Consider the following 24,209-nt stretch of genomic DNA (forward strand, 5'->3'; position numbering starts at 1 on the left):
CGGTTTCAGCCGGTCATTGCAACACACTGCAAATGACCCGAAACCTGCATTGACGGGCTACGACAACATTTTTCGGGCACATGGTTCAACTCACCGCTCGCCGAGCAACATATGAGCCAACGCACCGCGCATGGATTGGCTTGGCACGATGATGAATCCGCGGAAAAGTGTGTCGAAATCGACGATCACGTAGACAACGGACGCCAGTAACACGGCCCCCAGCCCAATCGTCACGAGCGCCAAAGCATTGTGCGGCGCAATCAACCCGAAGCTGAAGAAAATGACGAACAACCAAAAGGCGAGTGTCATGAGAAATGGCACGGAAATGGAGCTGTGCGCCTCGTCGATTAGTTTCCAGTGCGCGCTCATGGTGCGGGCAAATTGCTCCAACCCCTCATTCCTCAGGGCCTGATGGTACGGGTCCATTGCAGCCAGGCGGCGAACCTCCTTTCCCGCCTCATTCAGGAGCTGGTCGAGCCGGACATCGTCCAGGTTCTCGGATACATCCTTGAGTTCCATATTTTTGGGGTAATAGTCCCCCGGCGGGCGCTTTTCGTGGGGCCATGTACTGGCGATGGTTGCCGCTGTATAGGAGCGCAAAAGCAGGCGCGCCTTGTCACCCTCTTCGCCGAAGGCGCGAAGCGTCGTGTCCAACTGGATCAGGTCTGCCGCGAAAACGTGGAAGTCATCTGCGACGTTATCGAAGCTCGCCTTGGATGAAGCGGTCAGTAAGCTAAGTAGAAGTGCGGCAAACGTCACCAGCATGCCAATGGTGAGTTGGACGAGCTGGACTGTCTCCTGTGCCTTATGTTCCTCCGGCAAAACCCGCCTTACGCTGACGCCAATCAATGCGGCAACGATAAGAGATACGAACGCCCATAAGGCGGATGACGCAGGAAACAGCATCTCGACATGCTCCAGCAAGCGACGGATGCACCTCTCTTTCTACGCTCGCGACTGGCCCGTGAAAATCGCGTCAACTGGCAGTCGATCGCCAATTCGTGGTGCTCTAAATGCGTCCGCCCTGGGTTGCGGATTCCGCCGGTCGTTGCAACACACTGAAGACTGCTCGAGCAGCAGGAGTGTTGCATCGACCGGCTGAATCCGCTGCCGCGGCAATGGCATCAGTGGCATTAGGATCGCGTTCCAGATGCTAGCTTAAGCGCGGGCCGCCGAACCCAAGCAGGCGCCGCGACGCCGTTGCCGGCGAACCCGCGATTCGACCCAAAGGAGAGCACGCATGGCTGACAACAAGATCGTTATGAAGCGCAAGCTGATCGGCGCCTTCTTTCAGTCACTGGACGGCGTCATCCAGGCGCCGGGCGCACCTGAGGAGGACCGGTCTGGCGGCTTCCGCTTCGGCGGCTGGAGCGCGCCGTTCTGGGACCAGAGCATGGAGCAGCCGACCGCCAGGATTTTCGACGAGCCGGAATATGACCTGCTGCTCGGCAAGCGAACCTACGATATTTTTGCCGCCTACTGGCCGTATAACCTGGACAATGCTATCGGCGTGAAATTCCAGCGCATCAACAAATATGTGCTGACGCATGCCGACGAGCCGTTGACCTGGGAAGGGAGCCACAGGCTGTCCGGCGACACCGCCGAAGCAGTTGCCGCGATCAAGCAGAGCGATGGCCGCGACCTGCTGATCCAGGGCAGCAGCACGCTCTATCTGCCGCTGCTTGCCGCGGGACTGATCGACCGGCTGATCCTGATCACCTTCCCGGTCGTGCTTGGCCAGGGCAAGCGCATCTTAGACGGCTCGCAGAAACCAGGCGCACTCAAGCTCGTCGACCATTTCGTGTCAGATAGTGGCGTGGTGTTGGCGACCTATGAACCGGGCGGCGAGGTGCCAACCGGCTCATTCGAGACCAAGGCGCCAAGTGCAGCGGAGCTGAGGCGGCGCGAGCAATGGGCGCAGGAAGACGCATCAACCTCGAGATCGACGCGCTGAAACCGCTGGGTTGTCGCCTACTTTGGGAAACCTGGCGATGGCTTGCTGTGCGGCCGCCTCCAGCGACTCCACGACTTCGCTGACATCCGCACCGACGGCCGGCAGTTCCTCTCGCGGGCTCAGCAATTCCGGCAGCAGTACCGCCACGATGCAGGCATTGGGGAAGCGCACGCGCATGTCGCCGGCCAGTGCATCGGCCTGCTCTGCACGGGCCGGAGCGGCGCTGACGATGTAGAGCATGGAGACCGCATTGGGCGTCAGCTCCGGATGCGATTCGGCCTCGAAGGCGACGAAGTCTTCCGCCGAAAGATGCCGCGCATCAACATGCAGATTGCGCAGAATGCGCGTGAGTATCTCCGTGGCCAGGTCGTCGGCCATGGAACCCAAGCCCACGCAAAGCACCACGGATTCCGGCGCCACCGACAGCGGCCCCTGCCAGCGTCCGCTGATATTCTCGCGCTGCTGTCGCAGGCGACGACCAATGCTTACGTCATCGAGCACCGAGGTGGGGCGCCGCGGGCTCGACCACCGTCGCGCTTCGCCCCCCAGCGTCTCGACCACGGTCACGATGGCATGTCGCACGTCTTCCTGCTGCTCGCGATTGATCGCGCCCCGCGACAGGTCGATGCGGGCAAGCTGCATGGCCGGCATCAGCACAGCATCGCAATAGGCCGCAAACGACTTGCGCTTCAGAAACGCGCGGGCTTCGGCAATGATTTCCTGCGAGTCGCCGGAAAGCGCGCGCTGATAAAGCCGCTGCGGCATCGTCAACGCGGGCGCATCGCCCAGCAGGATGCTAAGCAAGTCCAATGCCTTGACGTGACGCCCGGCCACCACGAGGCAGAGCGTCAACGGCGTGGACATGATCAGCCCGACCGGCCCCCACAGCCAGCTCCAGAAGATCGCCGCCACCACGATCGCCAGCGGCGACAGGCCCGTGGTGTGCCCGTAAAGCAGAGGCTCGACCAACTGGGACACCACGAGCTCGACCACCAGATACAACGCCAGCGTCATCAGCAGCAGCGACCAGCCCGGAACCACCGCAGCCGCGAAGACCGCAGCGACCACCGCAACCATCCATACGCCCACATAGGGCACGAACCGGAGCGCCGCGGTGAGCCCGCCCCAAAGCGGCGCGCCGGGCAACCCCATGAGTGAAAGCCCTAGCCATATGGCCGCACCCACGCCGACGTTGACCGAGAACGTAGAGACGAAGAATCGCGACAGGCGCTCCCCCGCGTCATTGATGGCTGCGGTACTCGCGCGCAGATCCGCGCCGCCCGCCAGGCGGATAAAGCGATCGCGCAAAGACTCGTGTTCCAGCAACACAAACACCAGCACGACCAGCACGATGCCCGCCGTCTGCAACGGAATCCATGCGGTGGAGAGGATGCGTGTGATCACCTCCGTAGGCGTGGCGGGCATGGGTGCTTGCACCGGCTCGGTGCTCGGCGCCGTCGGCGCCAGATACGAAGGCGCGCTGGCCGATGTCAGCGGCGGATAGACGTTGCGCACTTCGGGCTGGCTGATGACCTTGCCGAACTCGCCCTGCATCAGCTCCAAGCGACCGACCGTCATGGCGCGCAACGTCTGCGCCTTGGCGTGGATGGTCGCCTCGTACTGCGGAAGACTGCGGGCCATGCGCACCACCTGGGAGCCCATCACCGTCGTCAGCCCGGTAACGATCACCACCAGGGCGAGCACGGCGATCATCACCGACAGGCCATGCCCCAAGCCCAGGCGCCGATACAGCCGCACCCAGGGATCCATCAGCAGGCTGAAGAACAGCGCCAGCGCGATCGGCACCAGCACTTCCCGGCCGAAATAGAGCAGCGCCAACACCGTGGCCGAAGCGATGATGGTGATCGCGCGCTGGCTGGGTGAGGCGGGTGGCACTACTTGAGATTCAGAAGACATGAAACCCTCCAGCCACTCGCGTTGATCCGGCGTCGGATCGTTATGCTGTCTTTAGGCTGGCTAGAGCATAGCTTGACGACGTCGTCGACGTCGCCAGCGCGGTGACGATCGCCCTCGGACTCTAAAACTCGGTGCTACGCAAAGTTGGAGAACGTCGCTATCCCAGGAAACCTCTCGTCGATCGAACCCTAAAGAAATACAGCAAGGGGCCGATATCTCGTCTCTAGGGAGCGTTCGCGCTTGGTACTTAGCAGCGAGGGGGAAGCAAATGGCATTGGTGTACTGCAGAGAATGTGGCAAGCAAGTTTCGGAGAATGCGGCCACATGTCCGGGGTGTGGCGCAGCGAATGGTAGGCGCGGCACGAAGAGTCATGTCGCAGCCGGCATCTTAGCCCTGCTTCTTGGGGGCATTGGGATCCACAAGTTCTATTTGGGGCGTCCTGGCCAAGGCATTCTCTACGTCCTCTTTTGCTGGACGCTCATTCCCTCGTTCGTCGCCTTTATTGAAGGGATCATCTATCTCTGCACGAGCGACCAGAACTTTCAGGCCAAGTACGGCTAAACGCGCGTTAACGGGACGGGGGTAGTTAAGAGCGCAACGGACTCCCGACCTGACTGCATTCCATCATAGGCTACCGCTCGCCCAACCAAGTCGAGCGACGAGCTGCACGGCATATCCTCGCTTGCTTCTTGTCTGCGGCTCGCGCCACCATCTTGCCATTCTTAAGGATGGGGAGTTCACGCATGGCTGGCAGCCCGTGGCATCAAGAGGAGACTTTCAAATCGCTGACTACGCTGTCGATAGAGGCTCTTAGGTTCATCTCCATAGCAAATGGCGGAGCGGCCATAGCAGTAGTTGCGTATGGACTCGGCAAACTGCCGAATGCTTCCCTGATGCGCCCGATGACCTGCTTTCTCGCAGGTGTGACTCTTACTGCGATTGCATATGTGCTGGCCTACGTAACGCAGCTTGCTCTGTACAATGAAACCGCCGAGCTTAAAAATGGACTGCCTCCACATGGCGCCTGGCTTTGGGCAACAGGCATCGTCGGTGTCCTAGCGGTAGCGGCATTCATTACTGGGTGCGTAGTGGTCGTGTCAATGCTTGGTGGCTAACATCATGCCGCCTCCCTGACGCTGCGCTATGCTGCCGCCACTTTTGAGGGGGAGTTCACGCATGGCTCGTTTTGCTCCTGACATCGAGAAGGCTCGCCGCATAGCGCAAGCAGTCAACAAGGCCGGAAGTGATGGCGACGTTAGTGAGTCCGCGCATAACGTGTTGGCTGAGGAGCAACCAGACCTGCAAACACTTGCTGCCGCCATCGGCATGCTTGTCCCCACCTCGACCAACGCGGCATGGCATGCGCAGATGCGCCTTGCACTGACGGCTCCCCTGGACGTCGCCATCGTCGAAGCAAACATGGCGTCCCAGGACGCGCTTTCCACCGCTGCCGATAAGCTGGCAAAGAGGAATCTGTACGTCTCGCTTGCAAGCATGTTCGTTGCACTAGTCAGTCTCATCGTTGCCATAGCCAGCTCGGTCACTCATATCACGCTGGCCCCCTGACGCTATACGCCCACGGCGTTACGCCTAGGTCACTTCTCGGGCAAGATGTTGCAATTCGAAAGCATGGGAATTCACACATGGACTTTGATCCCGGCTGTGTTGCGCCTGTTGCACACGGTCATTCGCTGCCGTCCTGGCTTTGGTGGCTTTCTCTGACTGCCGCCGATCAGGGAGCATGGGCTGGCGCGCTCGTGAACTCTCTCGTGGTTGTGGCGACTTTTGCAGCAGCGTGGGCTGCTCTACACCTTGGTACGCGCGATGCGCGGGAGCGCCAGCGCATGGCCGAGGCGAGCTCCGATGTCGCCGCTGGCCTGATGTTCACGGCAACTGTTGCGATCCAGAACTCGTGCGACCTCATTGGCAAACTTCTCACCGGAGAAGAGTTCAACAAAGATCGAGTTGCCGCCATTCGAGAGCTCGCCAGGCGCGCAGCCGAGATCAGGCGATTTGTCGACGTGTTGGATCGAGGCTGGATTGCTGACCTCGCCAAGACAAAAAAGGAGATGGCACTTGCCTTGGCGTATGCGTTCGGAAGAGCAGAGATGCTGCCGGACGTAGTCATCAGCTTCAACGACCATCTCCGGGCTGGGCATGATCCGACCATCGAGCACCTTCAGCGCACGCTAGACCGGCTGAACGAGTTCCAGGCCCAGGTTTCTGAGTACGTCGCTTATTGCACTAAGCATTTCGCGCGACCGACCCCCGAATAGTGCCGCATGAGGCCTGATAGGCGGGCGAGCCACGTTCGTGCGTCTGTATGGGGTGGCGTGTGGGACGCCAAACGCAGGACACAAAAAAACCCCTTATTTCAGGGGCTTAGTTGCGTTTCTGGCGGAGAGAGTGGGATTCGAACCCACGGTAGGCTTACACCTACGGCAGTTTTCAAGACTGCTGCCTTAAACCACTCGGCCATCTCTCCGGATTTTTGCTGCGTTTCCGGCGCATCCAAAGGCACGGGTTCCTGCTTTCGCAGGAATGACGAGCGGGTGTTTCTGGGATCCCGACTCGTCTTGCAGGGCCGACATCCTATCAGGAATGGGGTGCGGTGCCCTGCCCTTTTTTCGACAAGGCGATCATCGCCCACAGCATGATGGCAACGGGGAAGGCGGCGCCGATCAAGGGCAGGAGCAGGATCGGTTGGCGGACCACCATCGGCACCAGTTGAGTGGCGCTGGCGAAGCCGATGATCCAGAAGCGGGCCTTGCGGCTGGTGCGGGCGAACCAGAATGCGCCGATCACCAGCACGGTGGCGATGATGGATAGCGCCAGGTCGACGGGGGGCAGCGGGAACATGCTGAACAGACCGAGGCGGGTCAGCAGTTCCGTGGCCAGGATCGTCAGCAAGGTGTAGCTGGCGGTGAGTTCGACCTTGTCCCAGCGCGGGGTGCTCATGACGGCCTCAGGCGACCTTGTCCATGCCGCGCATATACGGGCGGAGTGCCTCGGGCACGCTGATCGAACCGTCGGTGTTCTGATAGTTCTCCATCACGGCGACCAGGGTGCGGCCGACGGCGAGGCCGGAACCGTTGAGCGTGTGCACCAGCTCAGGCTTGCCGGTTTCCGGGTTACGTACGCGGGCCTGCAGGCGGCGGGCCTGGAAGTCTTCGAAGTTGGAGCAGCTGGAGATTTCGCGGTAGGTGTTCTGGCTGGGCAGCCACACTTCCAGGTCGTAGGTCTTGGCCGAGCCGAAGCCCATGTCGCCGGTGCACAGCAGCACCTTGCGATACGGCAAGCCGAGCAGCTGCAGCACCTTTTCGGCGTGGCCGACCATTTCTTCCAGCTGGGCATAGGAATCGCCGGCGCGGACAATCTGCACCATCTCGATCTTCTCGAACTGGTGCTGGCGGATCATGCCGCGCACATCGCGGCCGTAGCTGCCTGCCTCGGCGCGGAAGCACAGCGTGTGCGCGGTCATGCGCAGCGGCAGTGCGTCGGCTTCCTGGATGGTGTCGCGCACCAGGTTGGTCAGCGGCACTTCGGCGGTGGGAATTAGATAACGCTTGCTGTCGCCCACCTGGGTGGCAAACAGGTCTTCTTCGAACTTGGGCAGCTGGCCGGTGCCAAGCATGCTGTCGGCGTTGACGATCACCGGCACGTTGCATTCGAGATAACCGTGCTCGCCGGTCTGCAGGTCGAGCATGAACTGCGCGAGTGCACGATGCAGGCGGGCCAGCTGGCCGCGCATCACGGTGAAGCGCGAACCGGATAGCTTGGCGCCGGCCTCGCCGTCCAGCCAGCCGTGACGCTCGCCAAGGTCGACGTGATCCTTGACCGGGAAATCGAACTGGCGCGGCGTGCCCCAGCGCAGGATTTCCAGGTTCTCGTTTTCGTCGTTGCCCAGCGGCACGGAGGCATGCGGAATGTTCGGCAGGCCCAGCGAGATCTCGGTGAGCTTGGCCTGTACGTCGGCCAGCGCCTGTTCGTTGGCCTTGAGCTTGTCGCCGATACCGGTGACTTCGGCCATCAGCGGGGCGACGTCTTCGCCCTTGCCCTTGGCCTGGCCGATGGCCTTGGACCGCGTATTGCGCAGGTTCTGCAGTTCCTGGGTCTCGGTGGACAGCTGCTTGCGCTGACTCTCCAAGGCCTCGATGGCGGCCACGTCGAGCGTGAAACCACGGGTTTCCTTGAGGCGCTCGGCGGTTTCGGCCAGGCGCGAACGCAGCAGTGCGGGGTCCAGCATGATCGATCCAGGGTAATGACTTGGAACCCGGGATTATCGCTGGGTGGTTGGGATGGCTGCAATGTTGGGGGTTTGTGGCATCACGAAACCCCATCTGTGCTCCCTCTCCCCGGCGGGGAAAGGGTTGGGGTGAGGGGCAATCTGGCGACAGAGCCACATCCGGGCCGGTTCTTTTGCAGCCCTACCGCGAGCACCCGCCCCTCACCTCGGTCCTCTCCCCGGAGGGGAGAGGAAGCAAAACGCTCCTAGAACGTCTTCCGCCGCCGCCCCAACCACCACGCCATCACCGCGCCGGCCAGCAGCCAGCCTACGATCTGCTCGACCAGGGCGGCCATGGTCATCTGGGCGGGAAAGCGATACCAGGTCCAGTACGGCACCAATTCGCTAAGCCAGGCGAACACGGCAAAGGCCAGCGCAATGTACATGCGCTTGATCAAGCCGAATGGCCCCAGCGCCATCACAAAGGCCAGCGCGAGCGCGGCCAGGGTGTCTGAAGCCCACTGCCGCGGCAGTTGGCGGGTCATGTTGGAAAGATCCTCACCCTGCGGCATGTAGACCACCCACGCATAGGGCGACGCCTGGGACTTGGTGGAATACGCGGCGATGGTCGCCTTGTCACCCATCTTGGCGGGATCGATCGACGGCAGGATATACACGCCGGGTTCCGTGCCCAGGCCCTGATGCAAGGTGCTGAGCACCACATCCTCATTCACCGGCTGGTGAATGCCCGGATTACCCAGGCCCAACGCCATATGGGCGATGGCACCCCACAGAAACATCACGATGCCGCCCATCAGTGCCGCTACGAGTACACGCATGGTCCGCTCCCCACGAAACCTTCGGTGGGCCGAATCTATGCCCCCAGTGCGACGGGCCGCAAGCTGTGTCGCAGCAAGGCGGCTCAGGCTTGCCCAGTGAAGGCGGGCGCTGCGCGCTCAGGTGAAGCGTGCTACGCCAATCGGCAAGGTCGCCACACGCTGCATCTCAGGCTCGTCCCAAAGCAACGGATTGAGCAGGCAGGCGAGCGCGAAATCATGGGCGTCGTCGCCCCAGAAAAGACGGCCGTCCAGCGAGAGCGTGGGAACGCCAAACACGCCCTCCTCCATGGCGGCATCGAAATTCGCCTTGAGTCGCGCCTTGACCGCAGGGTCGGCGATAGCTGCCGCCGGATCGGCGATACCCAGATGCGCTGCCACCGGTGCCAATGCTTCCACGCTATCGCCCGCGTGGCCCTGCCCCCAGATCCAATCGAAGATCGCATCCGTTGCCGCCACGCTGCTGCCGGCGGCAATGCATAGCCGCAGTGAGGTCAGCGGATTGAACGGATGCGCAGGCGGAAAGCGCAGTGACTGACCGGCTTGGCGGGCGCGCCACAAGGCGTGGCGATAAGTGAACTCGCGCTTGAACGGAATTTCTGCAGGCCCTTTCTGCCCGCGACGATCGAGCACACCGGCAAACAGGATGGGACGCAAGGTCACCGGATGTGTCGTGGCGAGGGCCTTTACCTTGGGCCATTGCAGCCAGGCAAAGGGGGAGATGAAGTCGAAATACCAGGTGATCGGCATGGCATACCTCGGATGAAAGGCTGGGGCTCGTTCGTGTATACGAACCACGGCCGTCTAACACAAAGATTGATGGGCCAAACGAATTGTCATCCCAGCGTTCGCTGGGATGACGAGCATTAAGAACTCTGCCTTTTCCCGAGGATCATTTATTGCGCGCTTGGCGCCTCGCCTCGCGCAAGCTCAACAGCTTTTCGCGCAGCTTCAATTCCAGGCCGCGCTCTACCGGTTCGTAGAACACCGTGCCATCGAGCTGGTCCGGCAAACATTGCTGGTCAAGCGCCACACCGCCTTCGGCATCGTGGTCGTACTGATAGCCGGTGCCGTAGCCAAGCCCTTTCATCAACTTGGTCGGCGCATTGCGCAAATGCATCGGCACGTCGAGCGTGCCCGTTTCGCGGATCAAGGCGCGGGCCTGGTTATAGGCCTTGTATGCCGCGTTGCTCTTGGGCGCGATGGCCAGCCAGATAGCGAGCTGCGCCAGACCCAGTTCGCCTTCCGGGCTGCCCAGGCGCTCGTAGGTATCCCACGCATCCAGCGCCATGCGCCATGCGCGCGGCTCGGCCAGGCCGACATCTTCCACCGCCATGCGGGTCATGCGGCGGGCGAGATAGAGCGGGTCGACGCCGCCATCCAGCATGCGGCACAGCCAGTACACGGCAGCGTCGGGATCGGACGAACGCACGGATTTATGCAGCGCCGAGATCTGGTCGTAGAACTGCTCGCCGCCCTTGTCGAAACGCCGCGTGCGATCGGCCAGCACCTGGGTCAGCGTGGCGTCGTCGATGTGGTGGTTCTCGGCCAGCTCGGCAGCGATCTCCAACAGCGTCAGGCCGCGACGCACATCGCCATCGGCAGCGTGCGCGATCAAGCGCAGCGACTCGTCCGCAACCTCCAGCGCCATCTCGCCGAGGCCGCGCTCGTGATCATTCAAGGCGCGCTTGAGTGCGGTGACGATGTCGTCAATCGTCACCGACTCGAGCACATGCACGCGGCAGCGCGAAAGCAGCGCGGAGTTCAGCTCAAACGACGGATTCTCGGTGGTGGCGCCGATGAAGATGATGATGCCGCGCTCGATATGCGGCAGGAACGCGTCCTGCTGCGCCTTGTTGAAGCGGTGCACCTCGTCCACGAACAACACCGTGCGGCGTCCCTGGGCGAAGTTGGCCTCCGCTTCGGCCAGCGCCTTGCGCACATCAGGCAGGCCCGAGAGCACGGCGGAGATCGCACGGAAGTCGGCATCCGCATAGCGCGCCACCAACAATGCAATCGTGGTCTTGCCGCAGCCGGGCGGCCCCCACAACACCATGGAGTGCACGCGCCCGGCCTCGAGCGCGCGCCGCAGCGCCTTGCCGGGTGCCAGCACACGTTGCTGGCCGACGATTTCGTCGAGCGTGCGCGGGCGCATGCGTTCGGCCAGGGGCTTCAATTCATCGGACTCAGCAAACAGGCCCGGGGCGTCGTACATATCGCGGCGTGACATACCGCGAATGATAGGACATCGAGGCGCCACGAGCCGCAAGGACAGCGCGAGCCTCGCATGCACCATGAGCTACGAGCGCGGTTGTGGGCCTGAAACAGCGCACAGAAATCGCTTCGATCATTAATCAGATAATGATCGTTTATTACAAACCTTATGGCCAGCTTATAATTACCTTATAGCGATTATCTTCACCTTTCTTAGTATTGTCTTAGCGTAATTTAATTCGATTATCTATGATTCATCGAATAATCATTTTGTTGCCAAATTGTCATATTGCCCTATTACGGTGACGCTCCGCTTCACACCTCAATAACAATCTAATCGGGCTCCCCATGACACGGCAGACTAAGGCGCTTTATTTGCGCTCTCGGACGACTATTGCTCTTTGCCTGGCCGCAGCTCTCGCGTCACCCGCCTGGGCCAGCGACGCTACATCGGCAGACAGCAGCGCCGCGACGGCAGCGGCTAAAAACCTGGATGCGGTCCAGGTCACTGGCACCGACGTAATCAGCAATATTTCGCCGACCCAGGGTTCGGCCATTGCCACCCAGCCGCAGTCGATCATCAACAGCCTGTTTATCCAGAAGAACGTGCCGCCGACCGGCGACTACACCGATGCGATCGCGATTGCGCCCAGCATCTCCACCGTGGCGCCGAACGGCCCGGGCCTGATGGAAGCCCCGGTGGTCGCCATGCGCGGCTTCCAGGACGGCGAGTACAACGTCACCTTTGACGGCATCCCCTGGGGCGACCCGAACGACTTCACCCACCACTCGACTTCGTACTTCAACAACGCCACCACCGGCAGCATCCTGATCGATCGCGGTCCGGGCACGGCCAGCACACTGGGCAACGCCACCTTCGGCGGCACCGTCGGGGTGAACTCACTGACGCCGTCCGACCACTTCAGCATCGAGCCCTACCTCACCTTCGGCAGCTGGAGCACCGAGGTCCAGGGCGCGACGTTCAACACGGGACGCATCGATCAGACCGGCGGCACCACCGCCTCGATCAATGTGCAGAACAGCGATTCGGACGGCTATCTCACCTACTCGGGCCAGCGCCGGCAGAACGTGTTCGCGAAAATCGTGCAACCGATCGGCGACAACACCACGCTGACGTTCGCCGGCATGTACAACAACATCCACCAGTACGTGCCGTTTGGTGCCACCGCCGCGCAGATCGAGCAGCACGGTCCGAACTACGCGCTCAGCAATGATCCGACGAGCCAGAACTACTACGGCTACAACAAGGACGAAATCAGCACGTACCTGGGCTACCTCGGCCTGCACTCGGAGTTCGCTGGCTGGACCATCGACAACAAGGCCTATACCCTCGCCTACAACCACTTCGGCTACAACGGCGAAGACCCGAACGGCGAAACGCCGAACGGCACGATTTACGGCCCGGACAACGTCCCTGGCCAGCGCATGCGCAACTGGTATCGCTCCTGGGGCGATATTTTCCGCCTGACCAAGGAACTGGGGCCGGGCGAGATCCACACCGGCTTCTGGTACGACGACCAGGACAACCTGCGCTGGCTGCATGAAGTGGATGCCACCTTGAACGGCGCGCCCAACGCGGTGCCGGCTTCGGCGGCCATCGATCGCGACATGACCGACTCGCTGCGGACGTTCCAGCCCTACCTGGAATACCAGTGGAACATCACCGACGCGGGCTACCTCGTCGGCGGCATGAAGTACGTCGATTTCAAGCGCGACATCGATGCCACCGTGAACCAGAAGACCGGCGATCCGCTGAACTACTCCAAGGACTGGACCAAGGCCCTGCCCTCGGCGGCGCTGCACTGGCAGTTCACCTCGAACTGGACGGCTTACGCGCAGTGGGCCAAGGGTTTCCTCGCGCCCAACCTCAACACGTTCTACACCACGGCGCCGCAGGACAATACCGTCAGTCCGCAGCAGACCATCAATCGCCAGCTCGGCACCAACTGGAACGACGATCGCCTGACCTTGTCGGCCGACGTCTACTACATCAACTTCAACAACAAGATCGAAAGCCGCAAGGTCGGTGGCATCACCACCTTCTTCAATGAGGGCGGTGCCGTCTACAAGGGCTTCGAGGCGGAAGGCAGCTACCTGATCGGCGCCGGCGTCAGCGTGTACGCGAACGGTTCGCTCAACCGCGCCACCGACAACACCACCAACCAGTGGCTGCCGAACGCGCCGAGCAAGACCGCGGCGCTTGGCGTGATCTACAACCAGGGTCCGCTGTACGCGTCGCTGATCGACAAGTTCGTCGGCTACCGCTATGGCGACACCGGACAGACGCAGCCGTTTGGCGGCTACGCGACCACCAACTTCGCCGCCAGCTACGCCTTTGCGGATATGGCCGACCTGAAAGAAGTCCGCGTGGGCCTGCAGGTCTCCAACCTGTTCGACAACAAGAGCATCTACGCACTGGCCGGCTACACGGCGCAGGACAACACGCCGCTGTATTTCACCATCCCGGAACGCAGCTACATGGTTACGCTCTCGGCGAAGTTCTGACCATGATGCGCATGACGATCCTCTGGCTGGCACTGTCGCTGGCCCTCCCCGCCGCTGCCTCTGGCAGCGGTGGTTCCACCCCGGACCTGGTAGCTGTGCTGCCGCCTCCGCCGGCCGCAGGCTCGCTGGTGGCGCAGCACGAGCTGCAGACGGTGCTTGGCGTGCAGGCAAGTCGCACGCCGGCGGACGAAGCCGCCGCACGCGCTGACGACGAACATTCGGTGTTCCGCTTCGCCGATGTCTTCGGCAGCGGTTTCGAGGCAGCGAAACTGCCGCGCACGGCGGCCTTGTTCGTGCGGCTGGTCGCTTACGACAAGGCCGCCGTCAAGCCAGCGAAGAACTACTGGCATCACCCACGCCCACCGTTCGTGTCGACGCAGGTGAAGCCGCTGGCGCAAGAGAAGGCAGACGACTGGAGCTATCCCAGCGGCCACGCCACGCTGGGCTATAGCGAAGCCGTGTTGCTGGCCAACATGGTGCCGGAGAAGCGCGCGGCCATTTTTGCCCGGGCCGACCTGTATGCCCTGCATCGCGTGGTGATGGGCGTGCACTTCCCCAGCGATATCGAAGCCGGTCGACTGGCCGGCACCGTGATTGCTGCCGACTTGCTGCATGACCCGGATTGGCGGGCGGACTACGAGGCGGCGCGAGCAGAGTTGCGCGCCTCGCTGAAACTGCCAACCACCCCTCCCAAGGACGGACCGGGCTGACGGCCCGCAAGGCGGCATCGGCCTGGAACACCGGTGCCGCCGACAAGGCCTGTTTCAGCAACTGATGTTGGCGCCGCACATGCGAACGGCCACGCAACATCGGTACAGGATATCGCCTCGCTATACGTCGTGATGAAAAATGCCGCTGCCGTGGGCTACGCAGGTGTATCAATAGGGCAACATCGCGTCGGTAATGGACATGTCGGTAGCGGACGACGGCAACCCAGGCACTGCCAGATTGGCATGGCGTATGATCTCCCGATGATAGGGCATGTCAGCGAGCAACTCGCTGCAGCTATCATCCGGTCTCACATGCGGCATCCAGGCCGCAGTGAGGCGACATGTCACAGCGACAACGTAGGTTTTCCCCGGAAAGACCGGCGCCTGCCAGCGCTGTCCCACCGCTGTGTACTTCACCTGCGTCGGCCTCGCGTGTGGACCGTCGTCCCCATTGTCGTCGCCACTATTGGCTGACGTTCTTCCTGATACTGCTGCTGCCATTCAGCGCGGTGCGTGCTGACGATCCCTGGGCGCCGTTTGATGCGCCGTGGTTCGACAAACTTGGCATCAACGATGGGCTACCCCATTCGATCACCACGGCCATGGTGCAGGACCAGCGCGGGCTGGTATGGATCGGCACGATTGGCGGGCTGGTGCGCTACGACGGCTATCGCATGCAGGTGTTCACCGTGGCGGCCGGAGGCAGATCAGGGCTGCCTGACGCGTATGTGCGAAGCCTGCTCGCCCTGCAGGATGGCGGCGTGCTGGTGGGCACCAATGCGGGAGGACTGAGTCGCTTCGACCCCGTCAGCAATGCGCTGCACAACTATCCCGTCGGCCGGGGCGGCACTTCGGACCGCAAGATCTATGCCCTGGCGCACGATGGCGACAGCGGTGTCTGGATCGCCACCGACCACGGCCTCGATTATCTGGACCTGCACACCAACCGGATCACGCCGGTAGCCACGGGCGCCCTCGCCTCGCCACGCAACTTCAGCGTGCTGGCGGATCGTGCAGGCAATCTGTGGCTGGGTACCAGCAATGGCCTGCTGTTCCGGCGCGCCGGCGCACACAACTTCGTGCGTCCACCTCGCCCTGATGGCAGCATCGACGCCGTACTGAACGACGGCATCTGGTCTATCCACGAGGATCGCGAAGGTCGGATCTGGATCGGTAGCACCCAGGCAGGCGCCGTCTACCGGGATACCGACGGCCACTGGCAAGCCATTCCCGGCTTCAGTGGCTATCAACAGGATCATGCGCGACGCGCCACCGTGCGCGATTTCCTGGAGATCTCGGCCGACAAGATCTGGATCGGCACGGACGGCACTGGCGTGCTCACCTACTCGCCTGGCGCCTCCGGCGTTCACGCCATCGCCCACGACACCGCCGTGCCGTCGTCGCTACCCGGCGACTCCGTGCGCGCGCTGATGCAGGACCGCTCCGGCAATGCCTGGGTCGCTACCGACCTGGGCATCGCACGGCACGATCCAAACGCCCGCACCGCCTTTGCGCTGCTCCCATCGACGCGGGAAGACCGCGCGATCGCCAACACCAATGTGCGCGGCATCTATGTCGACAAGCGTGACCGTATCTGGCTGGGCATGAGCTCGGGACGGATCGACATCATCGATCTTGGCAAGGGGCAGATCCGGCATATCCAGCTCGGCGGAAATCAGGCGCGGCGCGACGTGCAGGCTTTCGCCGAGGGGTCGGACGGCACGATCTGGATAGGCACCCAGGGGCTTGCGCGCGTGAATCCGGACACGCTGGTGCTGCAGGACTCCCTGCTCGCCGAACTGGATGAAAAACCTGTGTTGAGCCTGCTCAGCGATGGCGAACAACTGTTGATCGCCACCTACGACGGCGTCTATCGCTACAACACACGCACGCACGCCGTCGTGCATTTCCGCCATGCGGCGGATGATCCCGGCAGCCTTTCCAGCGACACCGTGCGGCACATCGCCCGCGTCGATCATACGGTCTGGTACCTCACGGCCTACGGTATCTCGATTGCCGCCAACTCCCTGCAGACCCGCGACTTCACCCGCATCCTGAATCGTCCGGGCGACCCATCCAGCCTGCCTAACGACCTGGTCACGTCGCTAACGACCGATCCAGAAGGGCAGTTATGGATTGGCACGGCCGGCGGACTGAGCCTGCTGGAACCACAGGACAGCAACAGCACGTTTCGCTTCCGCCATCTCGGCAGCGCGGATGGACTGGCCAGCGACAACGTCAATGCCGTGTTGTCCGACGACAACGGCAACCCGTGGGTAAGCCTGCCCAATGGTGTGGCCATGATCGACGGCTCCACCCGTACCGTGCGCAATCTTGGCATCCGCGATGGCCTGCGCATCGCCAGCTACATCTACGCGGCTGCCGCACGCGCACCCACCGGCGAACTGCTGTTTGGGGGGCTTGGCGGACTCACCGTCATTCGGCCCGACTGGCGTCCGCCAAATACGCCCGATCCCCCGTTGATCGTCACCCAGGCCGAGCTCAATGGCGTGCCCATGCCTTTCGGCAGACTCCCGCGCACCGGCGAGACGCTAAGGCTCGGCACGCATAATCGCAGCCTGCGCGTGGATTTCGCCCTGCTGGATTACCAGGCGCCGGCGGAGACCAGCTATAGCTACCGCATGGAAGGCTTCGACGAGGGCTGGAGTGACGTTCCCCGCGGCAGCCTGCCATCGGCCATGTACACCAACCTGCCCCACGGCGATTACACGCTCCGACTGCGCGCGACGACGCAGGGTATGCAGCCACGCCGCATCGACACCACGTTTGAAGTGCTGGTCGAACCCCGCTGGTATGAAACCGTGACCGCCAGGATCATCGCGGGCCTGTTGTTGCTGGCCATGGTTATCGGACTGATCCAGATACGCACGCTCTACCTGCATCGGAAAGCCCGTCTGCTGCAGCAACAGATCGACATGCATACCCGCGAGCTGCGCGTGGCCAACCTGCGCCTCGACGAACTGGCCCATACCGATGAGCTCACCGGCATCAGCAACCGTCGAAGTTTTCTCGCCCTTGCCGAGGAAGTGCGCCAGACGGCGCCCGATGGAGGCGCCTGTATCGCCTTGCTCGACCTGGATCACTTCAAACAGATCAACGACGGCTACGGCCACCTGGCGGGTGATGCGGTGATCTGCGCTGCATGCACCGCGATCCTGAAACAATGCCGCGAAGGGGATCTGGTTGGTCGCTACGGCGGCGAAGAGCTGGTGATATGTCTGCCCGGCGGCACGCTGGCGCATGGCATGGCCGTGGCGGAACGGATTCGCCAGGCGGTCGCCGAGCAGCACGCTGTCTACGAAGGTCGCGCGATTGCAGTGACGGCCAGCATCGGCGTGGCGGCCTATCGTGAGGGCGAGAATCTGTCGCAATGGCTATCGCGTGCGGACGAGGCGTTGTATCAGGCCAAGCATGCGGGGCGCAATCGATGCGTGGCGGCGTCTTGAGGCTGGCATCTCTTAGGGCCGGTGCAGAGTCTTCGAAAGGCACCGTCATCCCAGCGAACGCTGGAATGACGAGCATAAATGTGACTGGTACGAGTACGGGACGCGCGCAACGAGATTTAGACCAGGCTGTTAGTGTGTCGCCAGCATGCGATGGCGATAAATCGCGTAGCCCAGGCCCACCACGCCGGTAAGCACCGCCGGCACCAGCAACACGCGCTCCTGCCAGGCCAGAAAGCCGAGCGCACCCAGGGTGGCGCCCACGATGAAGTGGCTGGCCACCAGCAGGCACACATGCACGCGCAGCATGTCCACCGGCAACCCGCGCAAACGCTGGCCCAGGTAAATGCCCAGGTCGGTGAAGATGCCGGAAAGATGCGTGGTGCGGAACGTCGCGCCGCTATATGTGCTGACCATGGCGTTCTGCAATCCACAAGCCGCTGACGCCAGGTAAAGGCCCAGGTCACGCTGCTCGTGGATCAAGGGAATCGCGGCGAACAGCAGCACCGATTCGATCATCAGCACGACGCCGTAGCGGCGCCCCAGCTGCAGTGTGCTCTGTTGCACGATAAAGCCACTCAACACCGCGCCCGCCAGGAACGATGCAATGGCCAATGCCCAGTGCGCGATCTCGGTTGCATCGAGGCGGGCGAGCGCCAGACCCAGCTCGGTGCTGGTCCCGGTCAGGTGGGTGATCGGCTGATGCCGAAAACAGAGATAGCCGACGGCGTTGATGCAGCCGGCTATCAGCGCCAGCAAACCGCCGCCGATCCAGGCCCAGCGCGGCAGCTGACGCAGCATTGCCGCAATCAGTTCTTGATCGGCTGGGTGCTAAGCACCGGCACGTCGCCGATGACGTCGGCGCCCGGCGGCGGTACGAAATTAAAGGTGGCAGGCGCAATCGGCACGTTGCGCTGCCAGCCGGAGAAGCGGATATCGGTGGTGGCGCCGAGCTGGTCGCGGAACACCATGCGGGCCAGGCCGTTGGCATCAAAACCGAGGTCGGCATAGTCGAACTGCGGGTCCTTCGCGGCCGAGGTGAGGCGCAGCCAGCTCAAACCATCGTGCTCGCCCTGCTCGGCCACCTTGAAGTCCTTGTCCATCTGCTTGAGATCGGTGAGCACGGTGAGCGGGCTATGCGATTCCTCTGAACTCTGCACGCGCACGGTGACCTGCTCGAGGTCCGGGTCGTACAGCCACACGCGGCTGCCGTCGGCGACGATGGTCTGCTTGTACGGCGTCAGCGTCTCCCAACGGAACTGCCGCGGCGCCTCGAGCGCCAAGGTGCCGGAACTGACCTTGGAGGCACTGCCGTTCGCGTCGGTCAACGACTGGGTGAACTTGCCGGTGAGCGAGTGCATGCCGGTGGCGAAGGCATCGAGTTTCGCGCGCGCAGGGCCGGTAGCCGCCTGGGCAAAACCGGTCATCGATAGCAGGAGCGCAGCGGTAGCGAGAACAAGCGAGCGTTTCATGGGGACCCTGTAGGTGGAGCGATGCGCAGAGTTTGGGCGGGACTAGCTTAATGGGGACTGGGCCGTACAGGGTGCAACCTTTCCTCACCGTCATCCCAGCGAAGGCTGGGATCCAGTGCCTTTGTTGGCGGCTGGTTGCGCGGTAAAAGCAAAGTCGCTGGATCCCAGCCTTCGCTGGGATGACGAGCAAAAGTGTCGAGCTCCCGAAATCGCCGCCTTGGCTGGGATGACGAGCAAATAGTCAGTTCTTCGGCGGTGGCGGCGCCAGCACTTCGCGGTTGCCGTTGTGCTGGGGTGCGCTCACTACGCCGTCCTGCTCCATCTGTTCGATCAGGCGCGCGGCGCGGTTGTAGCCGATGCGTAGATGGCGCTGCACGCCGGAAATCGACGCGCGGCGAGACTCGGTGACGATGCGTACCGCGCGGTCATACAGCTGCGCCTCGACGTCGCCACCTTCTTCGCCGTCCTGCGGCAGGCCGGAGTCGTTGATGAACTTGCCGTCGCTGGTGGCCTGCACTTCTTCCAGCACGCCTTCGATGTACTGCGGCGAGCCTTGTGCCCTCAGCCATTTCACTACGTTGTGTACCTCGTGGTCGTCCACGAAGGCACCATGCACGCGCTCCGGCGTGGCCGTACCCGGCGGCAGGTAAAGCATGTCGCCGTGGCCGAGCAACGCTTCCGCACCGGACTGATCGAGAATGGTGCGCGAGTCGATCTTGCTCGACACCTGGAACGCGATGCGGGTGGGGATATTCGCCTTGATCAAACCGGTGATCACATCCACCGACGGACGCTGCGTAGCCAGCACCAGGTGCACGCCAGCGGCACGCGCCTTCTGCGCCAGGCGGGCGATCAGCTCTTCGACCTTCTTGCCGACGATCATCATCATGTCGGCGAACTCGTCGATGATGATCACGATGTACGGCAGTGGCTCCAGCGGCTCGGCCGCCAGGTTAGGCATCTCCGGGTTCGGGCGGAACAGCGGATCGAGCAGCGGCTGACCGGCGTTCTCGGCGTCCTTCACCTTCTTGTTGAAGCCGGCGAGGTTGCGCACGCCCACTGCGGCCATCAGCTTGTAACGGCGCTCCATTTCGGCCACGCACCAGCGCAGCGCGTTGGCGGCTTCCTTCATGTCGGTGACGACCGGCGCGAGCAGATGCGGGATGCCTTCGTAGACCGAAAGCTCGAGCATCTTCGGGTCGATCATGATCATGCGCACGTCTTTGGCGCTGGCCTTGTACAGCAGGCTCAGCACCATCGCGTTGACCGCCACGGATTTGCCCGAGCCGGTGGTGCCGGCCACCAGCAAGTGCGGCATCTTGGCTAGGTCGGCCACCACCGGACGACCGGCGATGTCCTTGCCCAGCGCCAGCGCCACCGGCGACTTCATCTGGTCGTACTTGTCCGAGCGCAGGATCTCGGAGAGATAGACGATCTGCTTGCGGGTATTGGGGATTTCCAGGCCGATCACGTTCTTGCCCGGAATCACGTCGACCACGCGCACACTGACCACCGAAAGGCCGCGCGCGATGTCCTTGTCCAGGCTCGACACCTGCGAACCGCGCACGCCAGCGGCGGGCTCCAGCTCGAACCGGGTGATGACCGGGCCGGGATAGACGCCGACCACTTTGGCCTCGATGCGGAAATCCTTGAGCTTCAGCTCGACCTGGCGCGACAGCACTTCCAGGGTTTCCTCGGAATAACCGGGGCCCTGCTCCGGCGCTTCGTCGAGCAAGGACAGCGGCGGCAGCTCGCCCGGCGCCGAAGCACCGGTGAACAGCGGAATCTGGTTTTCCAGCTTGGCGCGCTCGCTCTTCACCACCGGTGCCGGCGGCACTTCGATGCGTACGGGTTCGCGCTTGGCCTGTTTGACGGCCTCGACCTTCTTGACCACTTCGCGCTCGGCGCGTGCCTGGCGGGCGGCCAACACGTCCGGCGCCTCGCGCAGCTTGCCACCGAACCAGCCGGCGAAGCGGAGTACGCCCTGCCCGGTCACGTCCATCACACGGAACCACGACAGGCCCGTGGCGAGGGTTACGGCGACGAGGAACAGAGCCAGCAACAGCAGCGGCGCGCCCTTGTCGCCCAACGCATGCATCAGGCCACGACCCACCCACATGCCGATGATGCCGCCCACGCCTTGGGGCAGCACGGGCTCATCATGGAAGTTGAGATACAGCAGCGCGGGCGCCGTGATGAAGAAAAACACCGAGCCGATAAGGCGCAGCGAGGGCTCCCACGGCTGCACGTTGTTTTCGCCGCGATTGCGCAGCACTTGCACGCCGAGCACCAGCAGCAGCAGCGGGAAGCAGTAGGACACCAGCCCGAAGATGTAGCGCAGGACATTGGCGATGTTCGCACCTACCGAGCCGCCAAAATTCCGGGCGTGCTCGGCCGTGCCGACATGACCCCAACTGGGGTCCTGGTCGTTGTAACTGAACAGGCAGACCAATAGGTACAAGGCCAACGGCAGCAACAGCAGCGCCCCAGCCTCGCGCAGACGGCGCTTCAGCTCTTCGCTGAGGCCATCACGCTCCTTTTCCTTCTTGACGTTCGCGCTACGCGCCACCGTATTCCTTTTCCTGATGCCAGTTTTCATAAGTGTCCGGTCATGCCAGGCATGGCCGGTTTTTCGTGCGTCCCCGGACGGGCGGACAAAACTTACGCCATGCCCTTGACCGCTGGATGAACCAGCTCTTCACTGCCCAGGTCGAGCCCCCCAACGCAGCGGTTCGAACTGGCGCCATTCGTTGCCGGCGGCTAGACGCTGCACGCTGGGAAGAATAGCGGGAGAAAGAGTCACCGACGAGTTCTGCCGCACAAAGCCCGTCACGCGCTTCGCGCCGAGCCGGGAAACAGAACCACCCAGGTCGGGGTGATGCAGGCTTGAATAGACCTCGTGTCTTCCCCATCCTTGCGGGTTCGGACGCAACGCTTCGGTCTTTGCGATGCGGCCAGATGAAACCGCTGCAAAGGCTGGAGCGAATGACCCACCAGGTCGCCAGCGAATGCGACGGATTATAGCGATGGCCCGGAGGCCGTTTTCACACTTTCATCATGTTGCGCCGCCAAAGCACCGGGCGAATATCGAGGAAAGTCAAAGGGATATCCATGGCAATGGGTAAAACCTGCCAAACATCCCCTAGGGAAAACGCCACCCCGCCAGCCTGTCACCCGAGCATGGTCGCCTCACGCCACGCTGGGTTTCACCACCCAAACCACCGATCATTGCCGCCTCACCACGCGGATAGAAGGAAAGCATGAACACAGTCACCAAGCACAGCCGCCTGCTGATCCTCGGCAGCGGCCCCGCCGGCTACACCGCTGCCGTTTACGCTGCTCGCGCCAATCTCAAGCCGACCATGATCACCGGCCTGCAGCAGGGCGGCCAGCTGATGACGACCACGGACGTGGACAATTGGCCGGGTGACGTCGAAGGTTTGCAGGGTCCGGCGCTGATGCAGCGCATGGCCGAGCACGCCGAGCGCTTCCATACCGAGATGGTGTTCGACCATATCCATACGGTGGATCTCAAGCAGCGCCCGTTCCGCCTCAAGGGCGACTCCGGCGAGTACACCTGTGACGCGCTGATCATCGCCACGGGCGCTACCGCCAAGTATCTGGGCATCGCCAGCGAGCAGCATTTCAAGGGCAAGGGCGTGTCCGCCTGCGCCACCTGCGACGGCTTCTTCTTTCGCGAGCAGGAAGTGGTGGTGATCGGCGGCGGCAATACCGCCGTCGAGGAAGCCCTGTACCTGTCCAACATCGCCAGCAAGGTCACCCTGGTCCATCGCCGCGACAAGCTGCGCGCCGAGAAGATCATGCAGGACAAGCTGTTCGAGAAGGCCGCGGCCGGCAAGATCGACCTGGTGTGGAACAGCACGGTCGACGAGGTGCTGGGCGACCACAGCGGCGTAACCGGCGTGCGCGTCAAGGACCTCAACACCGGCGAAACCAGTGACATCGCCGCGACGGGCTTTTTCGTTGCCATCGGTCACACGCCCAATACCGGCATCTTTGATGGCCAGCTCGACATGCATGACGGCTATATCAAGATCCGCACCGGCCTGAACGGCATGGCGACGATGACCTCGGTAGCGGGCGTGTTCGCCGCCGGCGATGTGGCCGACCATGTGTACCGCCAGGCAGTGACCTCGGCCGGCTTCGGCTGCATGGCCGCACTGGACGCCGAACGCTGGCTCGATCAGCAGGGCCCGGCCTCCTGAATGACGGTTGCCACGCTGCACTACATCCATGACCCGCTGTGCGGCTGGTGCTATGCCGCACAGCCGCTGGTCAGCGCGGTGGTCGACACGCTCGGCGACCGCGTTGCGCTGAAGCTACACGGTGGCGGCCTGTTCGATGAGCCACGCACGCTGGAACCGGAGCTGGCCGAGCACATCGTGCATTCGGACGAACGCATCGCCTCGCTCAGCGGCCAGCCGTTCGGCAAGGCGTATCAAGAGGGCTTGCTGGCTGAACAGGGCACGGTGCTGTTCTCGCTGCCGCCGATTGCCGGTGTGTTGGCCGCCGAGGCACTCGATGCCGGCAAGGCGTATCCGATGCTGGTGGCGATACAGAACGCGCACTATCAGCAAGGTCTGCGCGTCGTGGAACCGCCGGTGTTGACCGAGCTGGCGGAGACGCTGGGCCTGGATGGCGAGGCGTTCCAGCAATCCTTCGCCAAGGTCCAGGGCACCCCGACGTTGGAGCACATCCAGGGCAGCCGTCGCCTGCTGGGTGAACTGGGCGGCCAGGGGTTTCCCACGCTTGCGCTGGAAATCCACGGCAAGCGCCAGCTGTTGCCGCATCACTACGACTACGGCCGGCCCACCACCTTCGTCAATCGCATCGCCGCGTTGCTGCCGGCGGTACATTGAGCGCATGCAG

General features: G+C 62.7%; 20 protein-coding genes and 1 tRNA gene. 10 read left to right on the plus strand and 11 right to left on the minus strand.

The window, feature by feature from the left end:
• Nucleotides 1-90 precede the first annotated feature (90 nt).
• Nucleotides 91-924: a bestrophin-like domain gene (locus OUZ30_RS11065; RefSeq protein WP_266182380.1), complete on the minus strand. Its 834-nt coding sequence runs from the start codon at nt 922-924 to the stop codon at nt 91-93.
• 337 nt (nt 925-1,261) lie between these two features.
• Here OUZ30_RS11065 and OUZ30_RS11070 point away from each other — a divergent pair, with 337 nt between their 5' ends.
• On the plus strand, nt 1,262-1,954 hold the full coding sequence (locus OUZ30_RS11070; RefSeq protein ID WP_266182381.1) for a dihydrofolate reductase family protein: 693 nt from the start codon (nt 1,262-1,264) through the stop codon (nt 1,952-1,954).
• On the opposite strand, the gene OUZ30_RS11075 is transcribed toward OUZ30_RS11070, so the two are convergent.
• A complete protein-coding gene (locus OUZ30_RS11075; RefSeq protein ID WP_266182382.1) occupies nt 1,931-3,871 on the minus strand; it encodes an AI-2E family transporter in 1,941 nt (646 codons plus the stop codon). The genes OUZ30_RS11070 and OUZ30_RS11075 overlap by 24 nt on opposite strands.
• A gap of 268 nt (nt 3,872-4,139) precedes the next feature.
• Between OUZ30_RS11075 and OUZ30_RS20450 the strand changes: the two genes are divergently transcribed.
• The 4 genes from OUZ30_RS20450 (at nt 4,140) to OUZ30_RS11095 (ending at nt 6,148) form a co-directional block, all read left to right on the plus strand.
• A complete protein-coding gene (locus OUZ30_RS20450) occupies nt 4,140-4,433 on the plus strand; it encodes a TM2 domain-containing protein (protein ID WP_266182383.1) in 294 nt (97 codons plus the stop codon).
• Nucleotides 4,434-4,615: 182 nt separating this feature from the next.
• A complete protein-coding gene (locus tag OUZ30_RS11085; RefSeq protein ID WP_266182384.1) occupies nt 4,616-4,987 on the plus strand; it encodes a hypothetical protein in 372 nt (123 codons plus the stop codon).
• A 61-nt stretch (nt 4,988-5,048) separates the two neighbouring features.
• Nucleotides 5,049-5,438, plus strand: a complete 390-nt coding sequence (locus tag OUZ30_RS11090) for a hypothetical protein (protein ID WP_266182385.1) — start codon at nt 5,049-5,051, stop codon at nt 5,436-5,438.
• A 77-nt stretch (nt 5,439-5,515) separates the two neighbouring features.
• Nucleotides 5,516-6,148: a hypothetical protein gene (locus OUZ30_RS11095; RefSeq protein ID WP_266182386.1), complete on the plus strand. Its 633-nt coding sequence runs from the start codon at nt 5,516-5,518 to the stop codon at nt 6,146-6,148.
• A 119-nt stretch (nt 6,149-6,267) separates the two neighbouring features.
• On the opposite strand, the gene OUZ30_RS11100 is transcribed toward OUZ30_RS11095, so the two are convergent.
• The 6 genes from OUZ30_RS11100 to OUZ30_RS11125 form a co-directional block, all read right to left on the minus strand.
• Nucleotides 6,268-6,357, minus strand: a tRNA-Ser gene (locus OUZ30_RS11100).
• Between the two features lie 110 nt (nt 6,358-6,467).
• A complete protein-coding gene (locus OUZ30_RS11105; protein ID WP_266182387.1) occupies nt 6,468-6,830 on the minus strand; it encodes an LrgA in 363 nt (120 codons plus the stop codon).
• A 7-nt stretch (nt 6,831-6,837) separates the two neighbouring features.
• A complete protein-coding gene (gene serS / locus OUZ30_RS11110; RefSeq protein ID WP_266182388.1) occupies nt 6,838-8,118 on the minus strand; it encodes a serine--tRNA ligase in 1,281 nt (426 codons plus the stop codon).
• 245 nt (nt 8,119-8,363) lie between these two features.
• Nucleotides 8,364-8,936 (minus strand): hypothetical protein, encoded by a 573-nt coding sequence (locus OUZ30_RS11115; protein ID WP_266182389.1) that lies wholly within the window; start codon nt 8,934-8,936, stop codon nt 8,364-8,366.
• Between the two features lie 117 nt (nt 8,937-9,053).
• Nucleotides 9,054-9,683, minus strand: coding sequence for a 2-hydroxychromene-2-carboxylate isomerase (locus OUZ30_RS11120; protein WP_266182390.1), 630 nt, complete (start codon nt 9,681-9,683; stop codon nt 9,054-9,056).
• 142 nt (nt 9,684-9,825) lie between these two features.
• Nucleotides 9,826-11,163 (minus strand): replication-associated recombination protein A, encoded by a 1,338-nt coding sequence (locus OUZ30_RS11125; RefSeq protein WP_266182391.1) that lies wholly within the window; start codon nt 11,161-11,163, stop codon nt 9,826-9,828.
• A 332-nt stretch (nt 11,164-11,495) separates the two neighbouring features.
• On the opposite strand from OUZ30_RS11125, the gene OUZ30_RS11130 reads away from it, so the two are divergent.
• The 3 genes from OUZ30_RS11130 to OUZ30_RS11140 all read left to right on the plus strand — a co-directional run bounded on the left by OUZ30_RS11130 (nt 11,496) and on the right by OUZ30_RS11140 (nt 17,850).
• The gene (locus OUZ30_RS11130; protein WP_266182392.1) at nt 11,496-13,673 is read left to right on the plus strand and encodes a TonB-dependent receptor; all 2,178 of its coding nucleotides are present in this window, start codon (nt 11,496-11,498) and stop codon (nt 13,671-13,673) included.
• Between the two features lie 2 nt (nt 13,674-13,675).
• Complete coding sequence (locus OUZ30_RS11135; RefSeq protein WP_266182393.1) at nt 13,676-14,383, plus strand: acid phosphatase; 708 nt, start codon at nt 13,676-13,678, stop codon at nt 14,381-14,383.
• 434 nt (nt 14,384-14,817) lie between these two features.
• The gene (locus OUZ30_RS11140) at nt 14,818-17,850 is read left to right on the plus strand and encodes a ligand-binding sensor domain-containing diguanylate cyclase (RefSeq protein WP_266182394.1); all 3,033 of its coding nucleotides are present in this window, start codon (nt 14,818-14,820) and stop codon (nt 17,848-17,850) included.
• A 129-nt stretch (nt 17,851-17,979) separates the two neighbouring features.
• Here the strand turns inward: OUZ30_RS11140 and OUZ30_RS11145 are convergent, their stop codons facing one another.
• The 3 genes from OUZ30_RS11145 to OUZ30_RS11155 all read right to left on the minus strand — a co-directional run bounded on the left by OUZ30_RS11145 (nt 17,980) and on the right by OUZ30_RS11155 (nt 21,888).
• The gene (locus tag OUZ30_RS11145) at nt 17,980-18,648 is read right to left on the minus strand and encodes a YoaK family protein (RefSeq protein WP_266182395.1); all 669 of its coding nucleotides are present in this window, start codon (nt 18,646-18,648) and stop codon (nt 17,980-17,982) included.
• An 8-nt stretch (nt 18,649-18,656) separates the two neighbouring features.
• Nucleotides 18,657-19,319 (minus strand): outer membrane lipoprotein periplasmic chaperone LolA, encoded by a 663-nt coding sequence (lolA, locus tag OUZ30_RS11150; protein ID WP_266182396.1) that lies wholly within the window; start codon nt 19,317-19,319, stop codon nt 18,657-18,659.
• 241 nt (nt 19,320-19,560) lie between these two features.
• A complete protein-coding gene (locus tag OUZ30_RS11155) occupies nt 19,561-21,888 on the minus strand; it encodes a DNA translocase FtsK (protein ID WP_266182397.1) in 2,328 nt (775 codons plus the stop codon).
• A 691-nt stretch (nt 21,889-22,579) separates the two neighbouring features.
• On the opposite strand from OUZ30_RS11155, the gene trxB reads away from it, so the two are divergent.
• Nucleotides 22,580-23,545, plus strand: a complete 966-nt coding sequence (trxB, locus tag OUZ30_RS11160) for a thioredoxin-disulfide reductase (RefSeq protein WP_266182398.1) — start codon at nt 22,580-22,582, stop codon at nt 23,543-23,545.
• Nucleotides 23,546-24,199: a DsbA family protein gene (locus OUZ30_RS11165; RefSeq protein ID WP_266182399.1), complete on the plus strand. Its 654-nt coding sequence runs from the start codon at nt 23,546-23,548 to the stop codon at nt 24,197-24,199.
• Nucleotides 24,200-24,209 lie beyond the last annotated feature (10 nt).

The organism is Dyella humicola (genome assembly GCF_026283945.1).
Lineage (GTDB): Bacteria > Pseudomonadota > Gammaproteobacteria > Xanthomonadales > Rhodanobacteraceae > Dyella > Dyella humicola.